Below are 26,266 nucleotides of genomic sequence, written 5' to 3' on the forward strand. Positions count from 1 at the left end.
CTCTGCGTGGGTATGCATCCCGAGACGCTCCGCGTCTTCTTGCCCGCAATCCCGTTACCGAGTGAGATCTGGGGACGCGGAGCGTCCGGGGCGGCATTCCCACGCGGGGCGCGGGAACGATCAAACAGCCGACTTAACGGTTGCTCATCGGCGGCGTCGGCTTGATCAACTGCAACTGCTGGCGATAGTCATCGGTCACTTGCCGCGCCTGGCTGTTGCTGGTGATGACCCGTGGGGTGATCAGCACGACCAGTTCGGTGCGTTTCTTGCTCTTGACGGTGTTGCCGAACAGCCAGCGCAAACCCGGGATGCTGCCCAGATACGGCACGGCGGACACGGTGTCGGCGTTGTCCTGTTTGATCAGGCCGCCCAGCAACACCGTCTGGCCACTTTGCACCGCCACTTGGGTTGAGACGGAACGCGTCGAGATCCGCGGGTTGCCGTTGGCGTCTGTGGCGTTGTCGTTGGCGTCACTGACCTGCTGCTGAATGTCCATGTACACCAGACCGCCCGGATTGATGCGCGGCGTGACGTCGAGGATGACCCCGGTCTGCACGTATTCAACGCTGCTCAGGGTGGCGGTGGTGGCCGAAGTGTTGACCGTGGTCTGGCTGATCGGGATGTTGTCGCCGACCTGAATCTGCGCCTGCTGGTTGTTCATCACCACCAGCGACGGCGCCGACAGCACCTGCGTGCGGCCGCTGGTTTCCAGGGCGTGAAGGGCGACCTGCAGGTTGTTGCTGACAAACGAATAAAACAGCGACTCGGCACCAAGGCTTGCGCCGCCACCGCCCAGAGCGCCCTGACTGCCAGGGGTGTTCGCCACGGTAGTGCTGGTGGAATTGCCGGCCAGCCGGCCGAGGTACCATTGCACGCCGAGGTCCAGCTCGCCGGTCAGATTCACTTCCAGAATTCGCGTCTCGATCTGCACCTGCATCGGCGCGTTATCCAGTCGCTTTATGGCCGACTCGATCTCCGCCCACTGGGCCGGCCGCGTGCGGATCAGCAGTTGGTTACTGCTCTGCTGCGCGGTGATGCGCGTGCTGTCGTCCAGACGCTTGCTGGCCCCCGAGCCACTCGATGCGGCGTCCGAACTGTCGCTCTGTCCGCTGCTGTCGGCGCTGTCTTCGGAGGTTTCACCGTCCTGCTCTTCCTCACCTTGCTGAGTGCCGTTCTGCAAACCGCCATTGGCGCCACCCATGCCCGAGCCCAGGCCGCCGCCCATCCCGGAGCTGCCGCTCAGGCCCTGACCACTGCCGCTCAAGCCGCCGCTGCTGCCGGTGCCACTGCCGTTCAGCGATGACAGCGAGCGGGTGCGCAGGCCCGGCGCGACCTTGGCCGCGCTGTCATCCTTGATCTGGCCGTTGCCGTAGATCTGCCGCAGGTATTTGGCCAGGTCCGAGGCTTTCATGTTGCGCACGTCGTAGACGTACATCTGCGGTTCGTTGCCGCCGCCTTCGTCGATGGTGTGAATCCAGTCACCGACTTCGCTCAGGTAACGGGGCTGCGAGGAAATCGCCACCACCGAATTGGTCCGCTCGATGGGCAGAAACTTGACCATGCCGGCCAACGGCATGCCGCTGTCCGGGCCGAACATCTTCTGCAGCTCGGGCATCAGCTCGCTGACGCTGGCGCGCTGCAGGCCATACACGGCGATAGACATGCCCTTGAGCCAGTCGACGTCGAAGGTGTCGATGGTGTCCTGGTAGTTGGCCAGTTCATCCGGCGTACCGGCGAGGCTCAACACGTTGCGCGCCGGATCGACCAGCAAGAATGCGTTGTCACGGGCAAAAGGCTTGAGCAGCTTCTGCATCTCGGTGGCCGAGATAAAGTGCAGCGGGAACAGTCGCGCCGACAACCCGGTGGACGGTCGCGCAACCGGCATTTCCGGCACCAGTTTGCCCGCGACGGCCTGGTTGGCCGGGAGGATCACGTAGCGGTCGCCCTGGCGGATCATCGCGTTGTCGGTCCACGACAGCAGCGTCTCGAGAATCGACAGCGCCTGCTGCTTGTTCACCGGTTGCGAGGTGGAGAAGCTGACGTCGCCTTTCACACCCTGATTGATGCTGTAGTTCTCGTGCAGAAAATCGCCGAGAACGGTGTTGATCACCGCTTCGATGGGCTGGTTGGCGAAGTTGAACGTGATGTCACCCGCCGCTGCCGACGCGCCTTTCCCCCCCGCGCCGGTCTGGGCCGGGCCCGCACCGCGCACAAACGTCTGGTTGCCACGAATGATCTGCTGGCGCGCCGGAGCAGGCCGGGCGCCGGGGTTGTTCGGGCTCGGCGTTTCGACCGGATCGCTGACCGGGCCTCGCTGCGAGCCGGTGCCATTGAGTGCTTCCTGCATCAGGGCCGGATCGTTTTCGAAACGTTCCGGGGTGGACGCGCATCCGGCCAGGGCCACGGCGGTGGCTAGGCACAACAAGGGGCTGCGCAGACGAGAAAACTCAGGGGTGCGACTGTTCATGGTGTGGGTACGTTTGGAAGAGTAATAGGGGGGACTTTCGACGGCGGCGGAAGGCGCAGCAGGGGCAGGCGCAGTTCGCGGGTCTGGCCCTGATGGCTGAAAGTGGCGTTTTGCGGCGTGACCGAATCCAGGGTCCAGCCATTGTCCAGCGTGCTGCCGACGGCCAGCTTGAGACGGCGCTTCTGTGGCAGTTGCAGGAGCACCCAGCGCGAAGCGCCGTCGATGATCACGGCGCTCAGGCTGATGCCATCCAGGGACGAGGCCTGGGATTTGCCGGTGACCAGATCAGGCTTGCGGTCGGGGCTGAACATCGACTGCTGCCAGGTCAGCGTGAGCGCTTGAGCCGGTAGGGAGGGCAATGCCGCAGGCCCTGCGGTAGGTGCGGTTTCACGGGCTTCGCCGGCCGGCAACCAGTCGATCTCCTGACCGGCGCCCATGCTCAGGCTGACGGCAACGGCGGCGAGGGCGACCGTGACAGCGCCGAGCGCGAGGGTAAGGGAGTCGAACTTCATGCGTCAGGCTCCTCGGACGGTGTCAGTGGTTGGGGTTGATCATCGAGATCGGCTTGCTCAGCGGGATCAGGCTGCTGCCGGGATTCGGTCTCGGGCCCGGCGGCGGGGGCTTTGGACGGCTGCGCCTTGTGCGGCGTGGCCTGTTGCAAATAACCGCGTAACAGCAGATGCACTTGCAGGCGTCCGGCGCCACCGCTGGCAGGCGCCGAGGTGGCGCGGCGAATGCTCAGGTTGTCGACAAACAGAAACGGCTGGCCGTATTCCAGCTCGTGCAGCAAACCCACCAGCGGCTCCATGGCGCAGTCCAGAGTCAGGCTGACCTTGACCTGCCGGTACGGCTCGGCACTGTCGCGCTCGGGGGTGATCGGCATGCGCTGGGTGACCTGGCAACCGGGGCCCTGATCGGCGTGGGCCTTGACCAGATCGAGACTGCGTTGCATCAGATCGGCCGCCACGGCGCTCGGGTCTTCGCCGGGCAACAGGCTGCTGCGGCTCGATGGGTCGCGGCGGGCGGCCTGCAACTGCTGCTCAAGGCTGTCGCGCTGAGCGAGCGCACCGGCATAGCGTTGTTCCTGTTGGCGTAAGGTGTCTGCCTGTTCCTGCAGGTCGCTCAACGGGTCGAGAAACCAGCTTTGCACCAGCAGCCACCACGCCGCCCACAGCACCAGGGCCAGAGCGATGAGCGCGGCGCCGCGACGTTCACGTGGGGTCAGTTCACGGCGCATCGGCAGTCTCCTTGCGCAACTGGGCGCGCAGGGAAAAGCGCTCCTTGCCGGTCTGCGCATCGGGCTGAATGATCCCCTGGAACTGCGCGTCGGTGAGGCTGCGGCAGTCTTTCATGCGGCTGATGAGGGCGCTGGCCTTGGCGCTCTGGCCGGTGATCGAGACACTGCCGCCGTCAGCGATTTCCAGCTGCTCGACCCAGGTGTCGGCGCCCAGGCAGCCGGTGAGGTCGGCGAGCACACTGGCAGTGGTCGGCTGCGCGGCCTTTTGCTGGGCCAGATAGCGCGCGGCGCCTTGGGTATTGATCAATTCGCGGCGCAGGTTCTGCACGGCTTGCACCTGGCTGCGTTGCTCGTCGACGTGCTGTTGCATCGCTTCGACCTGGGCCGTGCGTGCGTCCAGCCAGAGCACCATGCAGGTCAGCAGCAAGGCGCCGCAGACCACGGCGAGGAAACGCGGCAAGCTTGCGGAACCTGCAACGGCCGGCTTCAGCTCGGCGGGCAGCAGATCGACATTCAGCCGGTCGCCTTTCCCGTTGCGCGCATCCACGGCATACAACGACAGGCCGCGTTCTTTGCAAGTGTCGATGATCGGCTGCAAACGCTCGCGCAGCACCGCCACCAGCAGCACCTGCGCGAGGGTTTTACCCTTGGCGGTGACGCGCGCGACGTAATGCATCTGCTCGCGGGGGTAAGGCGTGTACTTGTCCAGTTCGAAACCGACCACGCTGTGCAGATCGCGCAGCGCTGCCAGCGGCAGTTGCAGCGGCTGGGCCAGCACCATGCCGGCGGGGAGCATCAGGATCAGCCGCTCGCCGGTCTCGTGTGCAATGTGCTCGGGCAGCGGCCAGTCGATCAGCCGCTCGCGCACCTGGGGCATCAGCCGTGCGCGGACGCCGGCGGGCAGCAGCGCCTGCAACTCGTCCAGCCAGGCCTGCCACAGATGCTGCGCCGGGCTGTCGCGCCACTGGCTGCGAACCCGGGCCTGCAAGGGCGCCAGCTGCTGTAAAAGTGATTGCTTCATTCTTGCCAACGCAGAACGCGATACGGTCGCGCTCCCTCCTTCGATGGGTTCAATAACAACGTGACGTTGAGCGTCGTGGTGTAACCGCCGGGCAATGTCGCCTGGCTTCGAATATTGATGACCGGTCCTGCGTCTTCTGTCGCGGGGCCCGCTTGCGGCAGACCCAGCGCTTGCCGCAGCCAGGGCGACGCCATGCGCGGATCGGGCGCGGCCAGGCCGCTCCATAACGTCACGTGCGGGCTGGCGCACTGATACAGCGGCTGGCCGATGCCCGGCAGCTCGCGCACTTCCTCGACCATCCGCAGCGGTGCCCGACCACCGCCGCGACGCTGCTCCAGGCCTTGGGCCACTTGCCGGGCCATGTCCGGATTCGCACCGCACGCCACCAGCAGGCGGGTGAAGGATTCGGCTGGCGCTGCGTTAAGGTCGAGCTTGCCGGTCTCGCTGCCCAGACTCACCGCCAGGGCGGCCTGATCGAAGCGCAACCCGTGGGGCTGACCGTCGGCTTTCCAGTGGCGTACCGGGTCGCGGTCCAGCTGCGCCAGCACCGCCATGCCGATCCCGGCTTCCGCTGCGAGTACACCTTGGGTGTGCTGGCGTTGCCACAGCGCCTGGCGGTTCTGCAAATGCACCCAGCCGAGCAAACCGGCCAGCAGGGTACTCAGCAGCGCCAGCACCCACAACACCAGCAGCAATGCCACGCCTGTTTGCCGACGGCCGTTCATAACGTGTGCGCCTCGCCGGACAGGTCCAGGCGCAGATTGATGCTCTGTAACGGCCAGGGCACAGGACCGGCCAGTTGCGCGTCGATGCGCACGCTGATCGGCAGGCGTCCTGGCCAGGGCCAGTGGTCGAGCCACGCCGTGGATTCACCGGTGGGCGTCACGCCGCGATAACTCAGTTGCAGCGAGCGCACGTCATGCAACAGCACCTGGGGCTCTTCGGCCGGCAACAACGTCTGACCGCGCAGGCGCTCCAGGCTGACCTGTAAACGCTGACCGGCTGCCAGCGTCACGCTGTGCCGGTACAAACCGCCGCCCAATGTGGCGGGCAGCGGCGCATAAAAGCTCATGGCCTGGGCGTCGCCCTCGAACACCGGTGCCTGGCCGGGCTCGGATCCTCCGGCCGCCAGTGGCAGCGACTGGCCGATGGCGTTGCGCAAGAAATTCTGTGTCGAACGTATTTCATCGAGCCGCGTGCTGTAACGCTCGGCCTTGGCCATGGCGCGGTTGGCCCCGGTGATGGCCGCGCCAACCATGGTCAGCAGCACGCCGAGCAGGCTCAATACGACCAACACTTCGAGCAGGGTAAAACCCCGAGCACTGCGCTTCATTGCCCGGCTCCAGAACCGACGCTGCGCACTTGCAGGGTGCTGTAACGGGCGCGGCGGGCGCCGTCGCTGACCTCAAGGTCCAACCGCCAGGCGGTCGCCGGCGCGTTGCCGCGGGGCAGCGCGCTGACCTCCATCTGCCAGGTCACGCCGCTCCACTTGCCTTCGGTCCGACCCGGCTGCAAGCGACCGGCGCTGGCTTCATCCATCAACGAACGCGCGGCCAGGCTCAGCCGATCACTGCGCTGGGCCTGCTGCAAGGCCCGCGCGCTCTGCCCGAACGCCACCACCAGCACGCTGCTGCACACCGCCAGCACCGCCAGGGCAGCGAGCATTTCCAGCAATGTAAAACCGCGCTGACGCGTCAATTGAGCGTGCGCAACTGAACGTTGCCGGTCAGCCAGTTGATATCCACGCGCCAGTGTTTGTCGCCCCGGGCCAGCAGCAGATGGCCGCCGCTGGAACCGCCGTCCGGGTAGAACTCGAACGCCGGGCCCAGGCCGTCGGCGGTCTGCAATTGCACGCGCATATCGGTGGGCAGTTGCACCGGCTTGAGGTGGGGGCCCTGAAGGCGCCCGTTGCGCAGGTCAAAGCGCGTCTGCGCCGGTTGCCCGCTGACGATCGCCTGCACCCGCGCCGCGCGCAGGGACTGCACCACTTCGCTCAACGCGCGACGTTCACTGGCCGCGTGCAAACCCCGACCCACGCCAAAGCTCACCAGGCCGACACTGATGCCGATCAGAACGATCACCACCAGCAATTCGAACAGGGTGAAGCCGCGGGCGCGGGGCAGGGCGTGCATATTATTCCCAGTTGCCGATGTCGGCCTTGTAGCCGTCACCGCCAGGCTGACCGTCCTGACCGAAGAAGATCAGGTCGAAGCTGCCGTGCTCGCCCGGGTAGCGGTAGCCGAACGCATGGCCGAACGGGTCTTTCAGGTCCGAAGGCTTGGCGTACGGGCCGGCCCAGCCGGTGGCGTTGGCCGGCTTGGTCACCAGTTGCTGCAGATTGGCCGGCGGCGTGCCGACGTCCAGGCCGTAGCTTTCGACTTTCATGCCGAGGCTGGCGAGTTGCGCCTTGCCTGCGCCGTATTTGCCCTTGTCGACGTTGCCGCCGACCTGACGCACGACGATGGTGGCGACGATGCCCAGCAGCACGATGACCGCGAGCATTTCCAGCAGGGTGAAACCGCCCTGGCGACGGCCTTGGGCAGCGTTGAATCGGGACATGTGTATTTCCTCAAATGTTACTGGTAAGGCTCATCAGCGGCAGCATGATGGCGAGCATGATCACCGCCACCATCACTGCCATGACAACGGTCAGGCTCGGCACCAGCGCGGCGAGCAGACGGTCGATGCCGCGCTTGGCCTCGACGTCGAACACGTCGGCGACTTTGAGCAGCATGCCGTCGAGATTGCCGGCCTGCTCGCCGACTTCAATCATCTGCAGGGCCAGTTCCGGCAGCAGCGGTTGTTCGCCGAAGGCCTGGGCCAGCGTGCCGCCACCCTTGACCCACTCGGTGGCTTGCTCGACCTGGGCGCGCAGGGCGTAGTTGCCGCAGACCTGACGGACGATGGTCATCGCCTGTAACAGCGCGACGCCGTTGCTCAGCAGCGTGCCGAGGGTTCGCGCCAGACGCGCGGCTTCGATCCGCTGCAACAGCGGGCCGATGACTTTGATAAACAGCAGGCGTCGGTCATGCCGCTGGCGGCGCTGAGGATCGCGGCGCAACACGGCAACGGTCCAGATCAGGCCGACGATCGCTCCGAGCAATAGCAATCCGTAAGCGCTGAGGAATTCCCCCAGCCACAGAATCGCCTGGGTAATGAAGGGAATCGGCACGCCAAGATCACGAAAGATCGGCACGAACTGTGGCACCACGTAGGCCAGCAGCAGGGCCAGCGAGCCGAGCACGCCGACCACCAGAAAGATCGGGTAGATCAGCGCATTGATGACTTCGCCGCGCAGCATCTGGCTGCGTTCCAGGTACTCGCTGAGTTGACGCAGGGTGTTTTCCAGGGAGCCGCCGGCTTCACCCGCGCGGACCATGCTGATGTACAGGCTGGAAAACTGGCCGTGTTCTTCTTCCAGCGCCTGGCTCAAGGGTTTACCGGCCTTGACCTGTTCGCGAATGCGTTCTAGGAGCGCCTGGCGCTTGGGCTCGTGGGTCTGCTTGAGCAGGATGGTCAAAGCGCGTTCCAGCGGCTGGCCGGCACCGAGCAGGGTCGCCAGTTGCTGGGTGAAACTCACCAGCGCCGCGCCGTTCATTGCACCCCGGCGCATGGCTGCGCGCAGGCCGCTGTTGGCGCTGGCCTCAAGACTGAGCAGCAGCAGACCGCGCTTGTGCAGCACGGCTGTCGCCGCGTTCTGATCGGCGGCTTCGAGGGTGCCCTGTTGGGCAACGCCGTCGGCATCCAGTGCGCGGTATTTGAAATGGGCCATGGTCAGTCGCCACGCGTAACGCGCAGCACCTCTTCAAGGGACGTCACACCGGCCACGGCCTGGCGCAGACCCTCTTCATATAAGGTGCGCAGGCCACCACGGCGGGCGGCCTGTTCCAGCGTCGAGGCATCGGCCTGACGCATCAGCAGGCCGCGCAGTTCTTCGTTCATCACCAGCAGTTCGGTGATCGCGCTGCGGCCGTGGTAACCGCCGCCGGGCAATTCGCTGGCCGGACGATAAAGCATGATGGGACGCTGATCGGTGAAGCGGTCCAGGCCGTGCTCGGCGACCAGTTCCGGCGGTGCTTCGAAGGCGATGCGCGTGAGCGGATCGAGCCTGCGCACCAGCCGCTGGGCCAGAATGCCTTTGACGGTAGAGGCGATGAGATAGCTTTCGACGCCCATGTCCAGCAGCCGGGTGATACTTGCGGCGGCACTGTTGGTGTGCAGGGTCGAAAGCACCAGGTGACCGGTCAGGGACGATTGAATGGCGATGCGGCAGGTTTCCAGGTCACGCATCTCGCCGATCATGATGACGTCCGGGTCTTGCCGGACGATGGAGCGCAGGGCGCCGGCGAAATCCAGGCCAATGGACGGCTTGACCTGAATCTGGTTGATGCCCTCAAGCTGATACTCGACCGGGTCTTCCACGGTGATGATCTTGCGCTCGGCGGTGTTGAGCCGTGACAGCGCGGTGTACAGCGTGGTGGTTTTGCCGGAACCGGTGGGGCCGGTGACCAGCAGAATGCCGTGGGGGTTTTCCAGCACGTCGAGGAAGTTCTGCAGGCGTTCGCCGTCCATGCCCAGGCTGGGGAAGTCGAAGCTGACGGTCTGCCGATCCAGCAGTCGCATCACCACCGACTCACCAAAGCTGGTAGGCACCGTGCTCACCCGCAGGTCCAGCTCTTTACCCTGGATGCGCAACATGATGCGGCCGTCCTGGGGCAGACGACGCTCGGCGATGTCCAGCCGCGCCATGATCTTCAGTCGCGAAATAATGGCGGCTGAAGAGCTGGAGGGCGGTGCTTCGGCTTCGTGGAGCACGCCGTCGATGCGATAGCGCACTTTAAGCTGGCTTTCAAAGGGCTCTATATGAATGTCCGAGGCGCGTTGCTCGACAGCCCGCTGCAGGATCAGGTTGACCAGCCGGATCACCGGCGCTTCCGAGGCGAGGTCTTTCAAATGCTCGATGTCTTCCGGCGAGCCGCTGGTGTCGTCAAGGGTTTCGATCAGCGAGCCCATCGCTGAGCGGCCCTGGCCGTAATAACGCTCGATCAGCCCGTCGACCTCGCTGCCAGCGCCGACCGACACGTACACCGGCGCCTGGCAGGCGTAGGCCACGGCGTCCAGCCCATAGGCATTGCCCGGGTTGGCGGCCAGCACGTGCACGCCATCGGCGTGGGCGCCGATGGGCAGCAGGCGATAGTGGCGCAGGAAGCGTTCGCTCAACTCCGGCAAAGGCTCGCCCGACAGCGTCACGTTTTCCGCCAGCAGCAGCGGCGCCTGCAGTGTCGAGGCCCACGCCCGGGCCAGATCCAGTTCCGAGACCAGCCCCAGGCGAGTCAGCAATTCAGTCAGCGAACTGCCTTCGGATTCCTGAGCCAGTCGCTGCGCCCGTTCCAGATCACCTGTCTTGAGCCCGGCATTGGCCAACAGCCAGGCACACAGCGCTTCGGCCGAGTGGGCGGTGAGCTGTTGGCTATCTATAGGAGACGGATGAATGGACACAGCACCGGTTCAAATAAGAGAGGCCTCTGACGAGACCTCTGGGGTGTGAAAAAATATTGCATATAACAGTATGCTGCTTAACCGCGACTGAACGACAGTGCGTTAGTTTGTCGCAGATGAAGTTTTAGCAGTCGGACGGCCACGCTTGTTTTCATCAGCCTGATTCTGCTTAGTGGCTTTCTTCACCGCTTTTGCATCTTGGGTCTGGGTCATGACGGTAGAATCTGCTGCGCCGGAAACAGTTTCCTGAGTATCGGAATCAGCGGCCATTGTTGCAGTTGCAAACGACAGGGTCAGTGCGGCGATAGCGCCCAGTACTGGCAATTTCATGTGATGTTTCTCCAATGTTTGTCATATGTTTGAAATGATCGCAACGCTGGGCTTCAGCGCAGGTTCGCCGTCTTTCTTAGAGCTAAGCCCCAGTATTTTCGGGGGTTCTGGCGGCGATCCGTGAAAATTGCTAAACCTACAGACCTGTAGGTTTAGCAAGAGTTCAGGGGATGTATCAAAAAATGTCGAGTTCGTTAAAGATTGATTTTTTTGTTTGACATCACTTGAAAACAATTGCCTTAATTTAAAGGTCTCGGGCAATGCTCGTGCAGTTCGGTGGCCCATCGCCATTAACGTTAGTTACAGAAGATTATATCGCCCACACTTTTCGTGTTGTTGTTACGCCCCTTTCCGCTTGCCGATGTTCTTTCGAGAAACTTCGGTAAAAGCTGAGTAGTGCCTGAAATAAAGGCCTGCGGCGTGTCAACTGCGACAAAAGAGCGCGGGCGATACTTGGAGAGCGTCACCTATGCAAAAACGTAAATCTTTCGGTGCCCACTCGGCACTGGCTCTGTTGAGCCTGGCCATCTGCCACGCCAACGCAGCAGACACCACGACCCAAGAGCAACTGGCGGCCAAGGAACTGCGCGCTGACAAAGCAGCAGAAAAAACCCTGGCTAAGATGACTCAGGAAGAAAAGCTGGCCTACATCGGCGGCATCGGCGGCTGGGACGTCAAACCGCTCAGCCAGTACGGCGTGCCACAGATCCACGGCGCTGACGGCGGCGCAGGCATCCGTTACACCAGCGAAGGCAACGATCCGGGCGTGGTCTATCCGTCCGGCCCGAACCTGGCAGCCACCTTCAACCCGCGCCGCGCCATCGATTTCGGTCGCGCCCTCGGTTACGACACCGCCAGCGGCGGCTACCAGTTCGTCACCGGCCCAGGCATGAACCTGTACCGCATGCCGTGGAGCGGCCGTGCGTTCGAATACCTCTCCGGTGAAGATCCGTTCCTGGGCGCCAGCCTTGGCCCTGCGGTCATCAACGGTATCCAGCAGCGTCGCGTCTGGGCCGAAGCCAAGCACTACGCCGGTAACGACCAGGAAACCAACCGCTTCATCCTCAATCAGGTGATGCCTGAGCGCGTCCTGCGCGAGATGACTCTGCCGCCGTTCGAATCTGCTACCAAGAACAGCGCCGTAGCGATGATGATGTGCTCGTTCCAGAAAGTGAACGGTGAATACGCTTGCGAGAACAAGCACCTGATCGCCGACATCCTGAAGAAGGAGTGGGGCTTCAAGGGTCTGGTGCAGAGCGACTACAACGCCGTCGTCCACGGTCTGCCAGCGGCACAAGCCGGCACCGACCTGGACATGATGGGCGGCCAGATGAACAGCCGCGTGCTCAAGCCTTACTTGGACAGCGGCGAGCTGGACATGGCGACCATCGACGACAAGGTCCGCCGCATCCTGAAGAACATCTACCTGTACCAGTTCGACAAGTTTGCACCGCTGACCACGCACAACATGAACAGCGCCACCAGCAACAAGGTCGCTCTGAACATCGCTCGCGAAGGCATCGTGCTGCTGAAAAACCAGGGCGACGTGCTGCCACTGGACAAGAACAAGGTCAAGCGCATCGCCGTCGTTGGCGACCTGGCCAAGTACGCGCCGCCGACCGGTTTCGGCAGTGCTCACGTTGACGCTACCCGTTACATCAGCGAACTGAGCGGCCTGCGCCAGATCGCCCCGGGCGCCAAGGTCGAGTTCCTCGACACCCTGTCCCTCGACCCGACAGCGATGCACTGGACCACCACCGACAGCAAAGGCAACAGCGTCGCTGGCATGAAGACCGAGTACTTCAACAACGCCACCTGGTCCGGCGATCCATCGGCCACCCAGATCGACACCTATGTCAATCTGGACTGGTCCACCGACACCGTGCCGAGCAATGGCGACACCGCCAACACCTCGATTCGCTGGAGCGGTCAGGTCACCCCGACCATCAGCGGCGACCAGGTCTTCAAAGTCCGTGCCGACGGCGCTGTGCGTCTGTGGGTCAACGGCGAGAAGGTCATCGACAACGGCGACGGTGAGAACATCACCAACAAGAGCATTCCGCCGACCATCCCTGTTTCCGGCAAGATCAAGCTGGAAGCCGGCAAGGCTTACGACGTGAAGCTTGAGTACTCGCGCCGTGACGGTTACCTGTCGACCATGGGCGGCCTGGTGGGCGTGCAGATGTCGACCGCTTCGCTGACCGCACCTTCTGACCTGTCGCAATACGACGCGGTCGTGGTTGCCGTGGGTAACAGCGCTGAATACGAAGGTGAAGGTTTCGACCACAGCTTCGATCTGCCTGAGTACCAGAACGAGCTGATCCAGAACATCGCCAAGGCCAACCCGAACACCGTGGTGACCATGCACGGCGGTACCGCGCTGAAAATGAGCGACTGGATCGACCAGGTTCCGGCTGCGCTGCACGCGTTCTACCCGGGTCAGAACGGTGGTCAGGCCCTGGCCGAGATCCTGTTCGGCAAGGTCAACCCGTCGGGCAAGCTGCCGATCAGTATCGAGCGCAACATCGAAGACAATCCGCTGTACAAGGATTTCCCGAACTTCGATAACACCCGCACCAAGGTCAAGGAAATCAGCTACGCCAACGACCTGACCATGCTCGGCTACCGTGGCTACGACAAGACCAACACCAAACCGCTGTTCGCGTTCGGTCACGGCCTGTCGTACACCCAGTTCACCTACAACAACATCACGGTCACTCCGGGCGTTGCAGTGGGCAACACGCCGATCAAGGTCTCGTTCGACCTGACCAACAGCGGCAAGCGTGCCGGTTCCGAAGTCGCCGAGCTGTACGTCGGTCAGCAGAACCCGACCGTCGAGCGCGCCGTCAAAGAGCTGAAAGGCTACAAGAAGGTCTTCCTGCAGCCGGGCGAAACCCGTCACGTCACCATCGAACTCAACGACCGTTCGCTGGCGTACTTCGACGAGGCGAGCAAGCAGTGGGTGATTGATGCCGACACCTTCAACATCAGCCTGGGCGCGGCCTCGGACGACATCCGTCTGAATGCCAAGCTGGTCAACTCGTTCCGTCAGGAACTGTCGACCACCACCAGCAACCCGCTGCCACGTTCGGCGCTGAACTCGGTCAAAGTGACCCTGCCAGCGGTGAAGACCGGCGGTGTGCTTGATCAGAGCGAAGACACCGACGCAGCCAATGGCAACACGGACTACGACGGCAACACCGAGTACTGATTGATCGCAACGGGAGAGGGCTGAGCAGCAGGCTGGCGTCGGGAGCTGATCCCGGCGCTGGCCAAGCCCGGAACCCGAGTGACACTCTGAGCTTGAGTGACAGAGAATGAGGCGATCCGGCCAGCCCGGATCGCCTCATTTTTTATGCGCGGATATCGCGCTCGACCTGCGCCATGTAACTGTCGAACCGCTCCACCAGATCCACTGTCTCCGGGAACCGCAGCCACTGCAGCTGCAGCCCGTCCATCATCGCCAGTATCTGGTGAATGAGCGCGTCCAGATCCAGATCCCCACGCACTTCGCCGGTGGCCACCAGATGGTCGAGCCGTGCCCGCATGCGCCCGTGAATCGTCAGGTAGCGGGACTGAAACCACTCCCATCCCGGATGACTGTCCACCAGGCTTTCGGCGTTCAGCATGCTGAACGCGCGAATCACGCCGGGCGCCGTCGCGTTGGAACGATTGATCTGCCGCAGGCCGCTGACGAAGCCCTGTAGTGTCGGCTCGCTGTGCAAGCTGCTGATCACCTTGTGATTGACCTCGTCGCGGCGCGCGAGCACACCCATCAGCAGGGCGACCTTGTTCGGAAAGTGGTGCAGCACGCCCGCCACCGAGATGCCGACGAGGTCGGCGATGCGGGCAATGGAGGAACCGCTGTAGCCCTCCAGCGAAAACAATTGCAGCGCGGCGTCGAGCAGTTCCTCGCGGCGCTTCTCACCCTTGGGTGCACGACGGGTGCGGGGGAGTGTGTCTGACGTATTTCCTGTCATCGGGTTTACCTGGCGTCTCCATGATTTGCAGGTGTCTGGGCGTTTCGGCCGGCCTGGCGCAGGGCCGCATTGCGAAGACGCAACGGAAGTGCTGGGGCGGCAACTCGTCGCGGGTGCTGAAACGGCACGCCCTGTTTAAGGGCGCAACGGGGTTTTGGCAAGCAAAAACTGATATTCAGGACTGCCGGCAGGCGGGGCCACCGTTCGGATGAGCCCTGTCCAGAAAGTGGGAACTCCCGCCGTGCTTGTCTCTCCCTTGAAGTAACTGCCATACAAGGAGGATCCACTATGAACGAACGTGCCAATCCAGGAATCGCCTATCTGATCGAATGCGCCCAGGAGACGAAGATTGAGTCGCGGCTGTTTGCCATCTATGAAGCGCTGGCTGAAGCGGGCGGGCTCATTCCCCAGGAATTTTTGATCAAGGTGGCACGCGAGACCACCGCAGGCCCCAAGCTGCAGTTATTGATCAGGCTGATCGGCAGAGCCAGTCGCGCCCAGGTTTATTGACCCTGACCGGTCAGGCGACCTGCGCCTCTGCGATAATTTGACGGCAGGGCCCCATATCTGACGGCGGGGCCTGTTACGGCTCGGAGCGCTTGCCCCTTCGGCAACGCTCCGAGCAGTAACGCACCTCATCCCAGCAGCGCGCCCATTTTTTCCGCCAGGTAAACGGCAGGCCGCACACCACGCAGGTTTTCACCGGCAGCTCGCTCTTTTTCAAATCGCCTCCCCGGCGTCGAGTTTGCCCAGCAGCGACTCGCCCCTTTGCAACAGCGCGTCCTGTTTGGCCTCGGTCATCCGGTCGAGGTTCTTGTAGACCATGCCCATCCGTTGATTGGCCCGCAGCAGGTTGCTGTGGCGCATCACGAAATGCCAGTACAGCGCGTTAAACGGGCAGGCGTCCTCCGTCGTGCTTTCCTTGACCTTGTAGGCGCAGCTGCCGCAGTAGTCTGACATGCGCTTGATGTACTGACCGCTGGCGCAGTAAGGCTTGGAACCGAGGTAACCGCCGTCGGCGTGCATGACCATACCCAGAGTGTTGGGCAACTCGACCCATTCGAAGGCGTCCATGTAGATCGCCAGGTACCACTCGCAAATCTCCTTGGGCGCGATGCCGGCCAGCAGGGCGAAATTGCCGGTGACCATCAGCCGCTGAATGTGATGGGCGTAGGCGTGCTCAAGGCTCTGGCCAATGGCCTGGCTCATGCAGTTCATTTTGGTCTGCCCGTTCCAGTAGAACGCCGGCAGCGCGCGGGTGTTGCCGAATGCGTTGCCTTCGGCGTATTCAGGCATCTTCAGCCAGTAGACGCCGCGCACATATTCCCGCCAGCCGATCAGTTGGCGGATGAAGCCCTCGGCGGCGTTCAGTGCGACGCCGCCCGACCAGTACGCCGACTCTACGTCGCTGCACAATTGGCGCAGGTCGAGCAAGCCGATGTTCAACGCGGCGCTGATGCGCGCGTGGAAGAGGTAGGGCTCGTCGATGGCCATGGCGTCCTGGTAGTCGCCGAAGGCCGCCAGTCCGTAATCGAGGAAGTACTGCCACAGGGCCTGGGCGTCGGCGTGGGTCACCGGGTAGTCGAAACCGTCCAGCGAGCCGTAATGGCCGGAGAAACGCTCACGCACCAGGTCCAGCACGTCGCGGGTGATGGCGTCCGGGGCGAAGCGCGCGGGGTAGGGTGCGGAGACCTTCTTGGGCAGCGCCTTGCGGTTTTCCGCGTCGAAGTTCCAGGCACCGCCCACCGGCGTGCCGTCGCTATTGAGCAGCAGCCGTTGCTTGCGGCGCATTTCGCGGTAGAAAAACTCCATGCGCAGCTGAACCTTGCCGCTGGCCCACGTGGCGAACCCTTCGCGGGAGCAGAGAAAACGCGTGTCGCTGTGCCAGACCAGTGGCAGGCCGCATTCCCTGATCGAGTGCTCCAGACGCCAGTCACCGCACTCGGTGGCGTGGACTTCGTCGGCCTGTAACAACGCGTCCCATCGCTGCAACTCGGTGGGCACCGAGCCGGTGTTCAGCGGGTCGTCCAGCGTCACGTACTGGACGATGATGCCGCGCTCCTGCAGCGCTTGGGCGAAATGGCGCATGGCGCTGAAGATCAGGGCGATTTTCTGCGGGTGATGGGGGACGTGGGTGGCTTCCTCCATGACCTCGACCATCAGCACGGCGTCGCGCCCGGGATCGAGTTCGGCGAGGGAGGCCAGGTCGAAGGACAACTGATCGCCGAGGACCAGGCACAGACGGCGGACGGGCATCATTGATCCCTATCCTGTGACGGCGAGGGTGTGACGGTCTTGCATGTGGATCGACAGAGCAAGCGCGAGAAAAGGTTGGGCACGGGATTCCTGAAAGGCAGGGAGTGAGGCGCCGAGCAGGTGATTTGCCCGGCGCACGATCGTGGGGCTAGCCGGACACGTGGCGCCTGACGCACTGCATCAGGCCCTGCAGCGGGCCGGATTCAACCGGCGCGGGGACGCAGACGGTGCGCTCCCGATCGCCTTCGCTGATGGTCAGCGTGTAATGCTGCATGCCGCGCACTGCGCGGGCCGGGCGCCGACCTTCCGGCAATGCAAAGAACTCGGACGCGTCAACCAGTTGCCGCAGTTCCTTCTGGTCGCCCTCCGGCAGGGCGTCCACTTCAATGGTGTTGGGCTTGTTCAACCCGGGGAAATAGGCGAGCCCGCCGCTTTCGCTGAATGAGATTCGCATGTTCGTGGCTCCTCGCAGTGGCGCCTGGTCATAGCGGATGGTCATGGGGGATCATTGCGCGTTGATGCCCACGGCCGCCCAGCCTTCTTGTACCGCGATTTGGGCTTGCTCGCCTACACCGTACAGCCGGCCGGCCACGTCATGGGTGATCCGCGCAAACCTTACGAACCCGGCATTGGGGCGCAGGCGCGAATCGCGCAGCGCGTCGTACCAGATGCGCCCGGCCTTTTCCCAGGCATGACCGCCGATCCGCGTCGCCACTTGGTAAAACGCATGGTTGGGGATGCCCGAGTTGATGTGCACGCCGCCGTTGTCGTCGTAGGTGTGGACGAAGTCGTCCATATGACCGGGTTGTGGGTCCTTGCCCAGCACTTTGTCGTCGAAGGCGGTGCCGGGGGCTTTCATCGAGCGCAAGGCGCTGCCGCTGATCTTGTCGGTGAACAGCCCTTCACCGATCAGCCAGCTGGCCTGCTCGGCGGTTTCTTTCAGGGCGTACTGTTTGATCAGCGAGCCGAACACGTCAGACATCGATTCGTTGAGCGCGCCGGCCTGGTTGAAGTAGACGAGGCCTGCTTCGTCTTCGGTGACGCCGTGGGCGAGTTCGTGGCCGATGACGTCGAGGGCGATGGTGAAGCGGTTGAAGAGCGATTGATCGCCGTCGCCGAAGACCATCTGCGCGGAGTTCCAGAAGGCGTTGTTGTAGCCCTTGCCGAAGTGCACGGTGGCGTCGAGGGCCATGCCGGCATCGTCGATGGAGTTGCGGTCGAAGACGTCGAAGAAGAAATCGAAGGTGGCGCCGAGGCCGTCGTAGGCTTCGTCGACGGCGATGTCGCCGCTGGCGGGCTGGCCTTCGCCGCGGACGAGGGTGCCGGGCAGGGTTTCGCCGCCGTCGGCGCTGTAGATCGAACGGCGTTTGCCGGTGAGTGGCGCGGCCGCCAGGTGCACGAGACGACGGTCGGGTTGCGCGCTGAGGCGCAGGGAGCGAAAGGTGTTGTCCTTGGCGCGGGTGCGCAGGGCCGCTTCGCGCTGGGCTTTGTTGCCGTTGCGCGCAATCTGGTCCAGCAGGTAGGGCGGGATGAGGCAATGAATGGGGTTACGCGTGTGGTTCCTGCACATGGGCAATGCTCCTGAGTGACATCGTTCAGTTGAGCGACGCGTCGCGGTCTCGTTTTAATCGACAAGCGCGGATGGTGCGGCGTTCCCCGGTGGCGTATGAAGGTCAAGAGCGTCTGCCTGGGGGCAGACTGTTTCGCCTTCGGCGACTTACTTTTGAAAAGCACCAAAAGTAAGCAAAAGTGCCTGCTCCCGGTTTGGCCCTTCCTTCGTCAGGGTTCCTTCACTCCGGTCCCGCTCCGTGGGCCCGCCGCCATCCGCCATCCATGGCGGGGGGCGGCTCTCGCGGCATCCATGCCGCTCGGCCCACGGAGCGAGACCTGCGTTCAGCCTGCACCCAAGTCGCGATTGGCGGTGTCTGAGCTTTCTGCGTATGAAAATCAAGATCAAAAGCTTCCCGGCTGAAGCCGGTTCTACAGACCTATCGCGGCCACTGTAGGACTGGCTTTAGCCGGGAAGAGGCCGGTTTGATCAACACGCATTTTACAGACTGCACGCGGCTTTTTAGTGGGACCGGCTTCAGCCGGGAAGAGGCCAGCTCATGCGCCGACATGATCGTTCCCACGCTCCGCGTGGTAACCCAGCCCCGGACGCTCCGCGTCCCGAAGACGACGCGCATTCAGATCTGGGGAGGTGACGCGGAGCGTCACAGGATGCATTCCCACGCGGATCGTGGGAACGATCAAAATCAAGATCAAAAGCGCGTTTAGGTGGATCAAAAGCTTCCCGGCTGAAGCCGGTCCCACAGTGTACGCGGTGCTTTTAGTGGGACCGGCTTTAGCCGGGAAGCCTTTGATCTGCTTTTGATCTTCGTACACAAAAAGTCCAGTCACCGCAAAACGCGACTTGGGTGCAGGCCGAACGCAGACGACGCGGAGTGGGCCGAGCCGCATGGATGCGGCGAGAGCGCCGTCAGGACATGGATGTCCGTTCGGCGCGGGCCCACGGAGCGTCGTCGGAGTGAGGGAACCCGACGAAGTCGGGCCCAACCGAGAGCAGGCACTTTTGCTTACTTTTGGTGCTTTTCAAAAGTAAGTCGCCGAAGGCGAAACAGTCTGCCCCCAGGCAGACGCTCTTGATCTCCCTTCAGTCCCCCCCAACCCGATGCCGAGCCGGATTTTTCAGCCACAGTTGCAGTTCGGCTTCGGCCTGTTCCAGCGCGGTGCGGTTGAGCAGGCGGCGGAGCAGGGCGACGTTGACGGCGCGGGCGCGGAGGTTGAAGGCGGTGCTGCGCTCGCCGGCCGCGTCCGGTTGATAGACGCCGAGCTTTTCGTACAGCTGCTGCAGCCGGTTTTGCACGCTGCGCAGCGACAGGTTGCGGCGGGTAGCGATGGTGCGGTCGGTGAGGCCGAGGGCGATGTCTTGCAGCACTTCGTATTCGCCATCACTCAGTCCGGACAACTGATCGTGGGCTTTGAGCTGCACGCCGCGAATCTCGCGGTCGATCACGCACTGCTGCTCGATGAACAAGCCCCGCAACGCCAGACGCAAACGCTCCTCCGAGGCGGTCTTGAGGATGTAACCGTAGGCGGCACCCTGGGGCACGATACGCGCGATGCCGCGCACGTAGGCCTCGTCCGAGTAATTCGACCAGAACAGAATCGACGTGTCCGGCTGCTGCCGCCAAATCGTCTTGGCCGCTTCGACACCAGTGCGGCAGGGCATCTGCAGGTCCATCACCACCGCATCCACCGGGCTCTGGCTGAACATCTGCTCGCCAATCTGGCCGTCTTCGGCCTCCAGCAAGCGCGTGCATTCCGGGAGCGCCACTTCGATGACTTCGCGCAGGAACGCCCGATGCACCGGGTCGTCTTCAATCAGCAGGACTTGCATGGCGTCTCCGTTAAAAGCGCAGGCTCAAAAACAGCTGCCGCCTCATCAACCAGGGCGAGAGCAGCCAGCGGCAGGCACACCCTTACCCGCGTGCCTCGCGCGTGGGGACCGCGCTCGATATACAACTGCGCCGCCATCAGTTGCGCGCGCACTTGCATGTTCTGAATGCCGCCGCTGTTGAACCCGTGGCCGACGTCCAGCCCAACGCCGTCGTCGTCAATCGTCAGTTGCAGCAGGCCGCCCGTGTGGCTGATGTGGATGACGATGCTGTCCGGCATCGCGTGCTTGATCGCGTTGTTCACCGCTTCCTGGACGATGCGGAACACCGCGACCTTGACCGACTCCGGCAAGCGATCACCCATGCCGTCGGTGTTGTCCTGCAGACGCGTTTCAATGCTCAGGCCGCTGTCGCGTACGCTGCGGCGCAACAGGTCTTCAACGCCTTCTTCGAAGCCGAACAACTGCAGCACCGTCGGCTTGACCGCATCAATGAGCTGCCGCAGCTCCTGCATGCTGTCCTTGAGGGAGCGGGCGATCTCGCGCAAATCCTCGCCCGGTACGCTGGGCAGGGTTTGCAGCCGAGCGATGCGCCGGTGCAGGCGGGTCATGTCGGCAAGGGTCTGGTCATGCAAGTCCATGCCCACCCGCTGTCGCTCGCGCTCCAGTTCCTCGGTCAGGCGCAACGCGCCCTGGCGCAAGCCTTCCTCCCGCGCACGCACTTGCGCTTCGGCGATGGCCAGTTGTTTGGCCTGCTCGGTCTGCCGCAGGGCGTACACATAGGAAGCCAGCAGGTCGGCGACGTGCTGGGTGTGACGCACATCGTCCAGCGTGTAGAAATGTTCAGTGTGTTTCGAGCAGCTCAGCGCGCCGATGATTTCGCCCCGCGCGCGCAAGGGCACGTGCAGGCGGCTGCGCAAGCGGGCGTCGAAAATCGGGTGGTTGATGGCGCCAGGGAAGGCGAAGCGTGCGTCGTTCATGGCGTCGTGGGTCAGCAGAAACGCCTGCTCGCCAAGCAGCACGGTGCGGATGGGGCTGGTGTGCACCGGCATCGGCTGGGCCACGTCGCCCCATAGCGTGTGCACGCCGCTTTCATAGGTGATGTGCTCGCGGCCGTCGAGGACAAACAGGCACACGTCAAGGTGGTCGTGGGGCAGGATCGGGCTGATTTCCCGGGAGACGGCATCGATCATTGACTGGAAATCCAGCTGGCCGGCGAGGGCGCGGGAGATACCGAGAAAATGATGCAGCACGTCTTCGGCAAGGGTGTGCGGTCGCTGTGCCATGGGCTCCAACCTGTTTTTTATTTTTGGAATGGAACACTTTCAGGAACTGAACAGTTTTTGAAACTGCACGGGATGCAGCCCGGTCATTATGGCCTCTGCGCGGTAAAAAGAACGCACGTTCCTGCAGGTCGCTTGCGGGATCCCGCATCAGGTCTGCACGATTGACCACTGACGCTCTGCACCGGCCAGTGCAGACTCGCCGCGTACTGTTCGTAATAAGGTGCGACCGACGCCGTCGGCCACCCTGCAGCCCCCATAAAAATAACAAGGGTTCAACTATGAAAAGTCGTCGTCATCCGCTACGCCGTTCGTTGCTCTGTGCCGCACTGGCCGTGGCGCCCCTGATGGCTCTGCCCGTCGCTTCCCACGCCGATACAGCCGACAAGAAGATCGCGCTCTCCAACAATTACGCCGGCAACTCCTGGCGCCAACTGATGCTCGCCAGCTGGCAGCAGACCACCGACAAAGCCGTCAAGGATGGCCTGATCGCGTCGGCCGACAGCTTCACCACCGCGGAAAACCAGGCCACCGAGCAGGCCGCGCAAATCCAGAACCTGATCCTTCAAGGCTATGACGCCATTGTCATCAATGCCTCGTCGCCGACAGCGCTCAACGGCGCGGTGAAACAGGCCTGCGACGCCGGCATCATCGTCGTGTCCTTCGACGGCACCGTCTCCGAACCCTGCGCGTACCGCATCTCCATGGACTTCAAGCAGACCGGCATCGAGCAGATGGACTACCTGGCCGGGCGCTTCCCCCAGGGTGCCAATGTGCTGGAAGTGCGCGGGCTGGCCGGCGTGTCGGTGGACGAGCGCATTCACTCGGGCATCACTGCCGGTGCGCTGAAACACCCGAACCTGAAAGTGGTCGGCGAAGTGAACGGCAACTGGTCACCGACCGTGGCGCAGAAAGCCGTGTCCGGCGTGCTGCCCAGCCTGCCTAAAGTAGACGCCGTGGTGACCCAGGGCGGCGAAGGCGTGGGCATTGCCCAGGCCTTTGTGGCGGCCGGCCGTCCACTGCCGTCGATCATCTTCGGCAACCGCGAAGAAGAGCTGAGCTGGTGGAAGAAGCAAAGCGACACCCAGGGCTATCAGAGCTTCTCGATCAGCAGCGGACCGAGCATTTCCAGCCTGGCGTTCTATGTCGCGCAGCAGTTGCTCGACGGCAAAAAAATGCCCCATGACCTGCTGTCACCTGCGGTCACCGTCACCCAGCAGACCCTCGACGCCAGCCTGAAGGACCTGCCCAAAGGCGGGATCGTCAGCGAAACCTACAGCGTCGACGACGTCGCCAGGCTCAAGCCCGCCGCTTCCCTGTGAGCTTCTCCCTGTGAGCCTGTCCATGTAAGCAAAGCAGGCCGCGCAGCCTGCGGCCCGCCAAGGAATTCTGACCATGAACGCAAATGGACCTGTGCGGGTGGCCTTCGCGGGTGCCGGCAAATCGTTCGGCGCCGTCCGCGCATTGAGTGACGTCGACCTGAGCGTGCGCGCCGGCGAGTGCCTGGGCCTGATCGGCCACAACGGCGCGGGCAAATCGACGCTGATGCAAGTGCTCGCCGGCACCCTGGCTGCCGACTGCGGCCAGCTGCTGATCGAAGGCCGCGACCTGCGCGACGGCTATTCGGTGCAAGTGGCGCGGCAGCACGGCATTCGCTGTGTGTTTCAGGAGCTGTCGCTGTGCCCGAACCTCAACGTGGCCGAGAACACCCGGCTGATGTCACCGGCCCTGCGCGGTTTCGGCTGGCGGCGTCGGGCCGGCGAGCTGATCGAAACGATGCTGGAGCAGATTTTTCCCGGCCACGGCATCGAAGCCGATGACATTGTCGCTGACCTGTCCATCGGCAAGCGGCAGATGGTGGAAATCGCCCGGGCGTTCATCAACGTCGACGAGCGCCTCGATCTGATCATCCTCGACGAACCGACCTCATCCCTTGACGCCCGTGTCGCCGAGCAACTGTTGCGCCACGTACGGCGTTTCGTCGAGGGCGGCGGCAGCATCGTGCTGATCAGCCACATCCTCGGCGAAATGCTCGGCACCTGTGACCGCATCGCGGTGATGCGTGACGGCAGAATCGTCGAGACTCGCGCCGCGCGGGAATTCACCCACGATTCGCTGGTGGAAGTCATGGGCGGCACTGCACGTGAACAGCAGCAGGGGACACAGGCTTTCGCCTCCCGCCGTGAGCATGGCAGCGCGCGCGTGCAACAGCGCCCGGCGCGTCAGACGGATGGCCGTTCGGTGCAGGCGTTTGCCGGCGAGATCGTCGGGCTGTCCGGGCTTGCCGGGCATGGCCAGAGCCAGTTACTGACCCAAGTGCTGCGCGATTGCGTCAAGCACGGCACCGGCGCCAGTTTCGTCGCCGGCGACCGCCAGACCGACGGGGTATTTTCGCTGTGGTCCATCGGCGAAAACATCACCATCGGCTCCCTCAACCAGCTCAAGCGCGGCGTGCTGCTGGACCCCGTCGCCGAGCAGCGCATGGCCGATGACTGGATGAAGCGCATGAGTATCCGCACCCCGGACATGCGCAATCCGATCCTGTCGCTGTCCGGCGGCAACCAGCAAAAAGCCCTGTTTGCCCGGGCACTGGCGTCCGACAGCCAGATCATCCTGATGGACGACCCCATGCGTGGCGTCGACGTCGGCACCAAGCGCGAGGTCTATTCGATTCTGATGGAAGAGGCGGCGCGCGGCCGCACGTTCATCTGGTACACCACCGAGCTTGAAGAGCTGACCTATTGCGATCACGTGTATGTCTTCCGCGACGGCCAAGCCGTGCTCGACATGCCGCGCAGCGAATTGAGCGAGGAGCGCATCCTGCGCAGCTCCTTCGCCGAGGAAACCCCATGAATGCCCCGTTGAACTCCGTTGCCCGCGCACCCGTCGCCACGCGCAACAACGCCGCGCGCCGTGCCCGCATGCTCCGCGCGGCCTTGCCGGCGGTGTCGCTGGTGGTGTTGCTGGCGACCATCTTCATCATGCAACCCCGGGCCATGAGCTACATGGGCCTGAACCTGATGCTCAACCTGGCAGTGCCGATTGCCCTGGCGACCATCGCGCAGATGCTGATCATCAGCGTCAACGACCTCGATCTGTCCATGGGCAGCTTCATCAGTTTCGTCGCCTGCGTCGCCGTGACGCTGCTGGATCAACACCCGTTCCTCGGCTGGCTGGCGCTGGCCGGTTGCGTGGGCGTGTATGCGCTGCTCGGCGCGCTGATTCACAGCCGCAACCTGCCATCGATTGTCGTCACCCTAGGCATGTCGTTCATCTGGGTCGGCGGCGCGATTCTGCTGTTGCCGTCGCCCGGCGGCACGGCGCCGCAGTGGCTGCAAGCCTTGGTGCGGATCAAGCCGCCGCTGATTCCGCTGGCGATCATCGTCTGCGTCGTGCTCGGGCTGGCGATGCACTTTTTCCTGATGCGCTCCACCGTCGGCGTGGTGTTGCGCGGTGCTGGCGGCAATCCATTGGCGATCGCCAAGGCCGGCTGGTCGCTGCTGCGCATCAAAGTGGCGATGTACGCCATGGCCGGGGGCTTCGGCGTGTTGTCCGGGCTGTTTCTGGTGGGGCTGACCACGTCGGCCGACGCCAACGTCGCACTGCGTTACACCCTGTTGTCCATCGCCGGGGTGATTCTCGGCGGCGGCGAATTCGTCGGCGGCCGCGTGTCGCCCATGGGTGCGGTGCTCGGCGCGCTGACCCTGGTGCTGGCCGGTTCGCTGCTGTCGTTCATCCGCATCTCGCCTGACTGGCAGATCGGCGCCCAGGGCGCGATTCTGATTTTCGTGCTGGCGCTGCGTGCGGCGGTCAATCGTCTGGAGGTACGTCCGCTATGAGCACTTCACCTGTTGCAGCGCTGCGCGGCAAGCCGTGGCTGTGGTCATTCCTCGCCGCCTTATTGATCTGGGTGGCGACCCTGGTGTTCACCGGCGGGCAGGGTGCAGGCGCGTTGCTGTCTGGCGCGCTGGCGTTCTCGACGTTCTTCGCGATTGTCGGCATCGGCCAGATGTTCGTCATCAGCACCGGGCCTGGCAACATCGACCTGTCGATCCCGGCCAACATTGCCCTCAGCGGCGCGCTGGGTATGAAGCTCATGGACGGCCAGGACGCGAACATCTGGCTGGGCGTGATCGGCGTGCTGGGCATCGGCGTGCTGGTGGGTTGCGGCAATTTCGCGCTGATCCGCCTGCTGCGCATTCCACCGATCATCGCGACCCTGTCGGCGAGCTTCATTCTGCAATCCCTGGCGATCGCCTACGGTCGCAGCGTGCGGGTGCCGCCGCCGGAGGCGTTCTACACCTTCGCCACCGGTCGCGTATTCGGCGTGCCGTACCTCGCGATCGTGGTCATCGCCGTGGCAGTGCTCATGGGTTATGTGCTGACCCGCACCCGCTACGGCCGTTCGGTTCTGGCCATCGGGCAGAACGCCCGCGCCGCCGAACTGGCCGGCATCAGGGTCGGCCGCATGCGCTTCGCCACCTACGTGCTCTGCGCGGTGTTCGGCAGCCTGTGCGGCCTGACCCTGGCCGGGTTTTCCGGCGGTGCGTCCCTGGGCATGGGCGAGGAATACCTGCTGGCGTCCATCGCCGTCGTGGTGATCGGCGGCACCTCGGTGGCCGGCGGATTTTCCAACGTGCCGGGCATCTGGGGCGCGTCGCTGTTTCTCTACCTGCTGGTGAGCATGCTCAACACCTTCGGCGCCAGTGCCGGGGTGCGGCTGATCCTCACCGGCCTGATCATCATCGCGGTGATTACCGCTGTCAGCGGACGCAAAAATGCCCGCGCCTGAAGCA

At 63.5% G+C, this 26,266-nt stretch carries 24 protein-coding genes and 1 pseudogene; 6 read left to right on the plus strand and 19 right to left on the minus strand.

The window, feature by feature from the left end; translation table 11 throughout:
- Window positions 1-133: 133 nt before the first annotated feature.
- The 12 genes and pseudogenes from gspD to ACYAR8_RS17875 all read right to left on the minus strand — a co-directional run bounded on the left by gspD (window position 134) and on the right by ACYAR8_RS17875 (window position 10,554).
- A complete protein-coding gene (gene gspD, locus ACYAR8_RS17820; protein WP_463580575.1) occupies window positions 134-2,467 on the minus strand; it encodes a type II secretion system secretin GspD in 2,334 nt (777 codons plus the stop codon).
- Window positions 2,464-2,979, minus strand: a complete 516-nt coding sequence (locus ACYAR8_RS17825) for a hypothetical protein (protein ID WP_463580576.1) — start codon at window positions 2,977-2,979, stop codon at window positions 2,464-2,466. Before ACYAR8_RS17825 ends, gspD begins: the two co-directional genes overlap by 4 nt.
- Window positions 2,980-3,113: 134 nt before the next feature.
- Window positions 3,114-3,704 (minus strand): annotated as a pseudogene (gene gspM / locus ACYAR8_RS17830) (type II secretion system protein GspM); the annotation flags it as partial.
- Window positions 3,694-4,725 (minus strand): PilN domain-containing protein, encoded by a 1,032-nt coding sequence (locus ACYAR8_RS17835; protein ID WP_463580577.1) that lies wholly within the window; start codon window positions 4,723-4,725, stop codon window positions 3,694-3,696. The gene ACYAR8_RS17835 and the pseudogene gspM, both read right to left, overlap by 11 nt.
- The gene (locus ACYAR8_RS17840) at window positions 4,722-5,450 is read right to left on the minus strand and encodes a type II secretion system minor pseudopilin GspK (RefSeq protein WP_463580578.1); all 729 of its coding nucleotides are present in this window, start codon (window positions 5,448-5,450) and stop codon (window positions 4,722-4,724) included. The genes ACYAR8_RS17835 and ACYAR8_RS17840 overlap by 4 nt, the downstream gene beginning before the upstream one ends.
- Window positions 5,447-6,058 (minus strand): prepilin-type N-terminal cleavage/methylation domain-containing protein, encoded by a 612-nt coding sequence (locus tag ACYAR8_RS17845; RefSeq protein ID WP_463580579.1) that lies wholly within the window; start codon window positions 6,056-6,058, stop codon window positions 5,447-5,449. Before ACYAR8_RS17845 ends, ACYAR8_RS17840 begins: the two co-directional genes overlap by 4 nt.
- Window positions 6,055-6,423: a type II secretion system protein gene (locus ACYAR8_RS17850; RefSeq protein ID WP_463580580.1), complete on the minus strand. Its 369-nt coding sequence runs from the start codon at window positions 6,421-6,423 to the stop codon at window positions 6,055-6,057. Before ACYAR8_RS17850 ends, ACYAR8_RS17845 begins: the two co-directional genes overlap by 4 nt.
- Window positions 6,420-6,857 carry a GspH/FimT family pseudopilin gene (locus ACYAR8_RS17855; RefSeq protein ID WP_074889555.1) on the minus strand — a complete coding sequence of 146 codons (438 nt, stop codon included), beginning with the start codon at window positions 6,855-6,857 and terminating at the stop codon, window positions 6,420-6,422. The genes ACYAR8_RS17850 and ACYAR8_RS17855 overlap by 4 nt, the downstream gene beginning before the upstream one ends.
- A gap of 1 nt (window position 6,858) precedes the next feature.
- Window positions 6,859-7,284 carry a type II secretion system major pseudopilin GspG gene (gene gspG / locus ACYAR8_RS17860; protein ID WP_065989019.1) on the minus strand — a complete coding sequence of 142 codons (426 nt, stop codon included), beginning with the start codon at window positions 7,282-7,284 and terminating at the stop codon, window positions 6,859-6,861.
- A gap of 10 nt (window positions 7,285-7,294) precedes the next feature.
- The gene (gene gspF, locus ACYAR8_RS17865) at window positions 7,295-8,497 is read right to left on the minus strand and encodes a type II secretion system inner membrane protein GspF (RefSeq protein WP_108119439.1); all 1,203 of its coding nucleotides are present in this window, start codon (window positions 8,495-8,497) and stop codon (window positions 7,295-7,297) included.
- Between the two features lie 2 nt (window positions 8,498-8,499).
- Complete coding sequence (gspE, locus tag ACYAR8_RS17870) at window positions 8,500-10,218, minus strand: type II secretion system ATPase GspE (RefSeq protein ID WP_463580695.1); 1,719 nt, start codon at window positions 10,216-10,218, stop codon at window positions 8,500-8,502.
- Between the two features lie 108 nt (window positions 10,219-10,326).
- A complete protein-coding gene (locus ACYAR8_RS17875; RefSeq protein ID WP_074889548.1) occupies window positions 10,327-10,554 on the minus strand; it encodes a hypothetical protein in 228 nt (75 codons plus the stop codon).
- Between the two features lie 469 nt (window positions 10,555-11,023).
- Between ACYAR8_RS17875 and ACYAR8_RS17880 the strand changes: the two genes are divergently transcribed.
- The gene (locus ACYAR8_RS17880) at window positions 11,024-13,765 is read left to right on the plus strand and encodes a beta-glucosidase (protein WP_463580581.1); all 2,742 of its coding nucleotides are present in this window, start codon (window positions 11,024-11,026) and stop codon (window positions 13,763-13,765) included.
- Window positions 13,766-13,907: 142 nt separating this feature from the next.
- Here the strand turns inward: ACYAR8_RS17880 and ACYAR8_RS17885 are convergent, their stop codons facing one another.
- Entirely contained in the window at window positions 13,908-14,534 is a 627-nt protein-coding gene (locus ACYAR8_RS17885; protein ID WP_074889543.1) for a TetR/AcrR family transcriptional regulator, read from the minus strand.
- 288 nt (window positions 14,535-14,822) lie between these two features.
- Here ACYAR8_RS17885 and ACYAR8_RS17890 point away from each other — a divergent pair, with 288 nt between their 5' ends.
- Complete coding sequence (locus ACYAR8_RS17890; RefSeq protein ID WP_463580582.1) at window positions 14,823-15,044, plus strand: hypothetical protein; 222 nt, start codon at window positions 14,823-14,825, stop codon at window positions 15,042-15,044.
- Between the two features lie 73 nt (window positions 15,045-15,117).
- Here the strand turns inward: ACYAR8_RS17890 and ACYAR8_RS17895 are convergent, their stop codons facing one another.
- The 6 genes from ACYAR8_RS17895 to ACYAR8_RS17920 all read right to left on the minus strand — a co-directional run bounded on the left by ACYAR8_RS17895 (window position 15,118) and on the right by ACYAR8_RS17920 (window position 21,473).
- Complete coding sequence (locus tag ACYAR8_RS17895; protein ID WP_074889538.1) at window positions 15,118-15,258, minus strand: DUF2256 domain-containing protein; 141 nt, start codon at window positions 15,256-15,258, stop codon at window positions 15,118-15,120.
- Complete coding sequence (locus ACYAR8_RS17900) at window positions 15,255-16,793, minus strand: cryptochrome/photolyase family protein (protein ID WP_463580583.1); 1,539 nt, start codon at window positions 16,791-16,793, stop codon at window positions 15,255-15,257. Before ACYAR8_RS17900 ends, ACYAR8_RS17895 begins: the two co-directional genes overlap by 4 nt.
- A gap of 145 nt (window positions 16,794-16,938) precedes the next feature.
- A complete protein-coding gene (locus ACYAR8_RS17905; RefSeq protein WP_463580584.1) occupies window positions 16,939-17,244 on the minus strand; it encodes a protealysin inhibitor emfourin in 306 nt (101 codons plus the stop codon).
- A 51-nt stretch (window positions 17,245-17,295) separates the two neighbouring features.
- Window positions 17,296-18,360, minus strand: a complete 1,065-nt coding sequence (locus tag ACYAR8_RS17910) for a M4 family metallopeptidase (protein WP_463580585.1) — start codon at window positions 18,358-18,360, stop codon at window positions 17,296-17,298.
- Window positions 18,361-19,443: 1,083 nt separating this feature from the next.
- Window positions 19,444-20,190 (minus strand): response regulator, encoded by a 747-nt coding sequence (locus ACYAR8_RS17915; protein WP_463580586.1) that lies wholly within the window; start codon window positions 20,188-20,190, stop codon window positions 19,444-19,446.
- Window positions 20,175-21,473: a GAF domain-containing sensor histidine kinase gene (locus ACYAR8_RS17920; RefSeq protein WP_463580587.1), complete on the minus strand. Its 1,299-nt coding sequence runs from the start codon at window positions 21,471-21,473 to the stop codon at window positions 20,175-20,177. The genes ACYAR8_RS17915 and ACYAR8_RS17920 overlap by 16 nt, the downstream gene beginning before the upstream one ends.
- Before the next feature lie 278 nt (window positions 21,474-21,751).
- On the opposite strand from ACYAR8_RS17920, the gene ACYAR8_RS17925 reads away from it, so the two are divergent.
- The 4 genes from ACYAR8_RS17925 (at window position 21,752) to ACYAR8_RS17940 (ending at window position 26,262) form a co-directional block, all read left to right on the plus strand.
- A complete protein-coding gene (locus ACYAR8_RS17925) occupies window positions 21,752-22,792 on the plus strand; it encodes an ABC transporter substrate-binding protein (protein WP_074889514.1) in 1,041 nt (346 codons plus the stop codon).
- A gap of 73 nt (window positions 22,793-22,865) precedes the next feature.
- Window positions 22,866-24,323, plus strand: a complete 1,458-nt coding sequence (locus tag ACYAR8_RS17930; protein ID WP_463580588.1) for a sugar ABC transporter ATP-binding protein — start codon at window positions 22,866-22,868, stop codon at window positions 24,321-24,323.
- Entirely contained in the window at window positions 24,320-25,309 is a 990-nt protein-coding gene (locus ACYAR8_RS17935) for an ABC transporter permease (RefSeq protein WP_463580589.1), read from the plus strand. The genes ACYAR8_RS17930 and ACYAR8_RS17935 overlap by 4 nt, the downstream gene beginning before the upstream one ends.
- Window positions 25,306-26,262 carry an ABC transporter permease gene (locus ACYAR8_RS17940; protein ID WP_463580590.1) on the plus strand — a complete coding sequence of 319 codons (957 nt, stop codon included), beginning with the start codon at window positions 25,306-25,308 and terminating at the stop codon, window positions 26,260-26,262. Before ACYAR8_RS17935 ends, ACYAR8_RS17940 begins: the two co-directional genes overlap by 4 nt.
- The last annotated feature ends 4 nt before the right edge of the window (window positions 26,263-26,266 follow it).

Source organism: Pseudomonas sp. HP_01 (assembly GCF_055284355.1).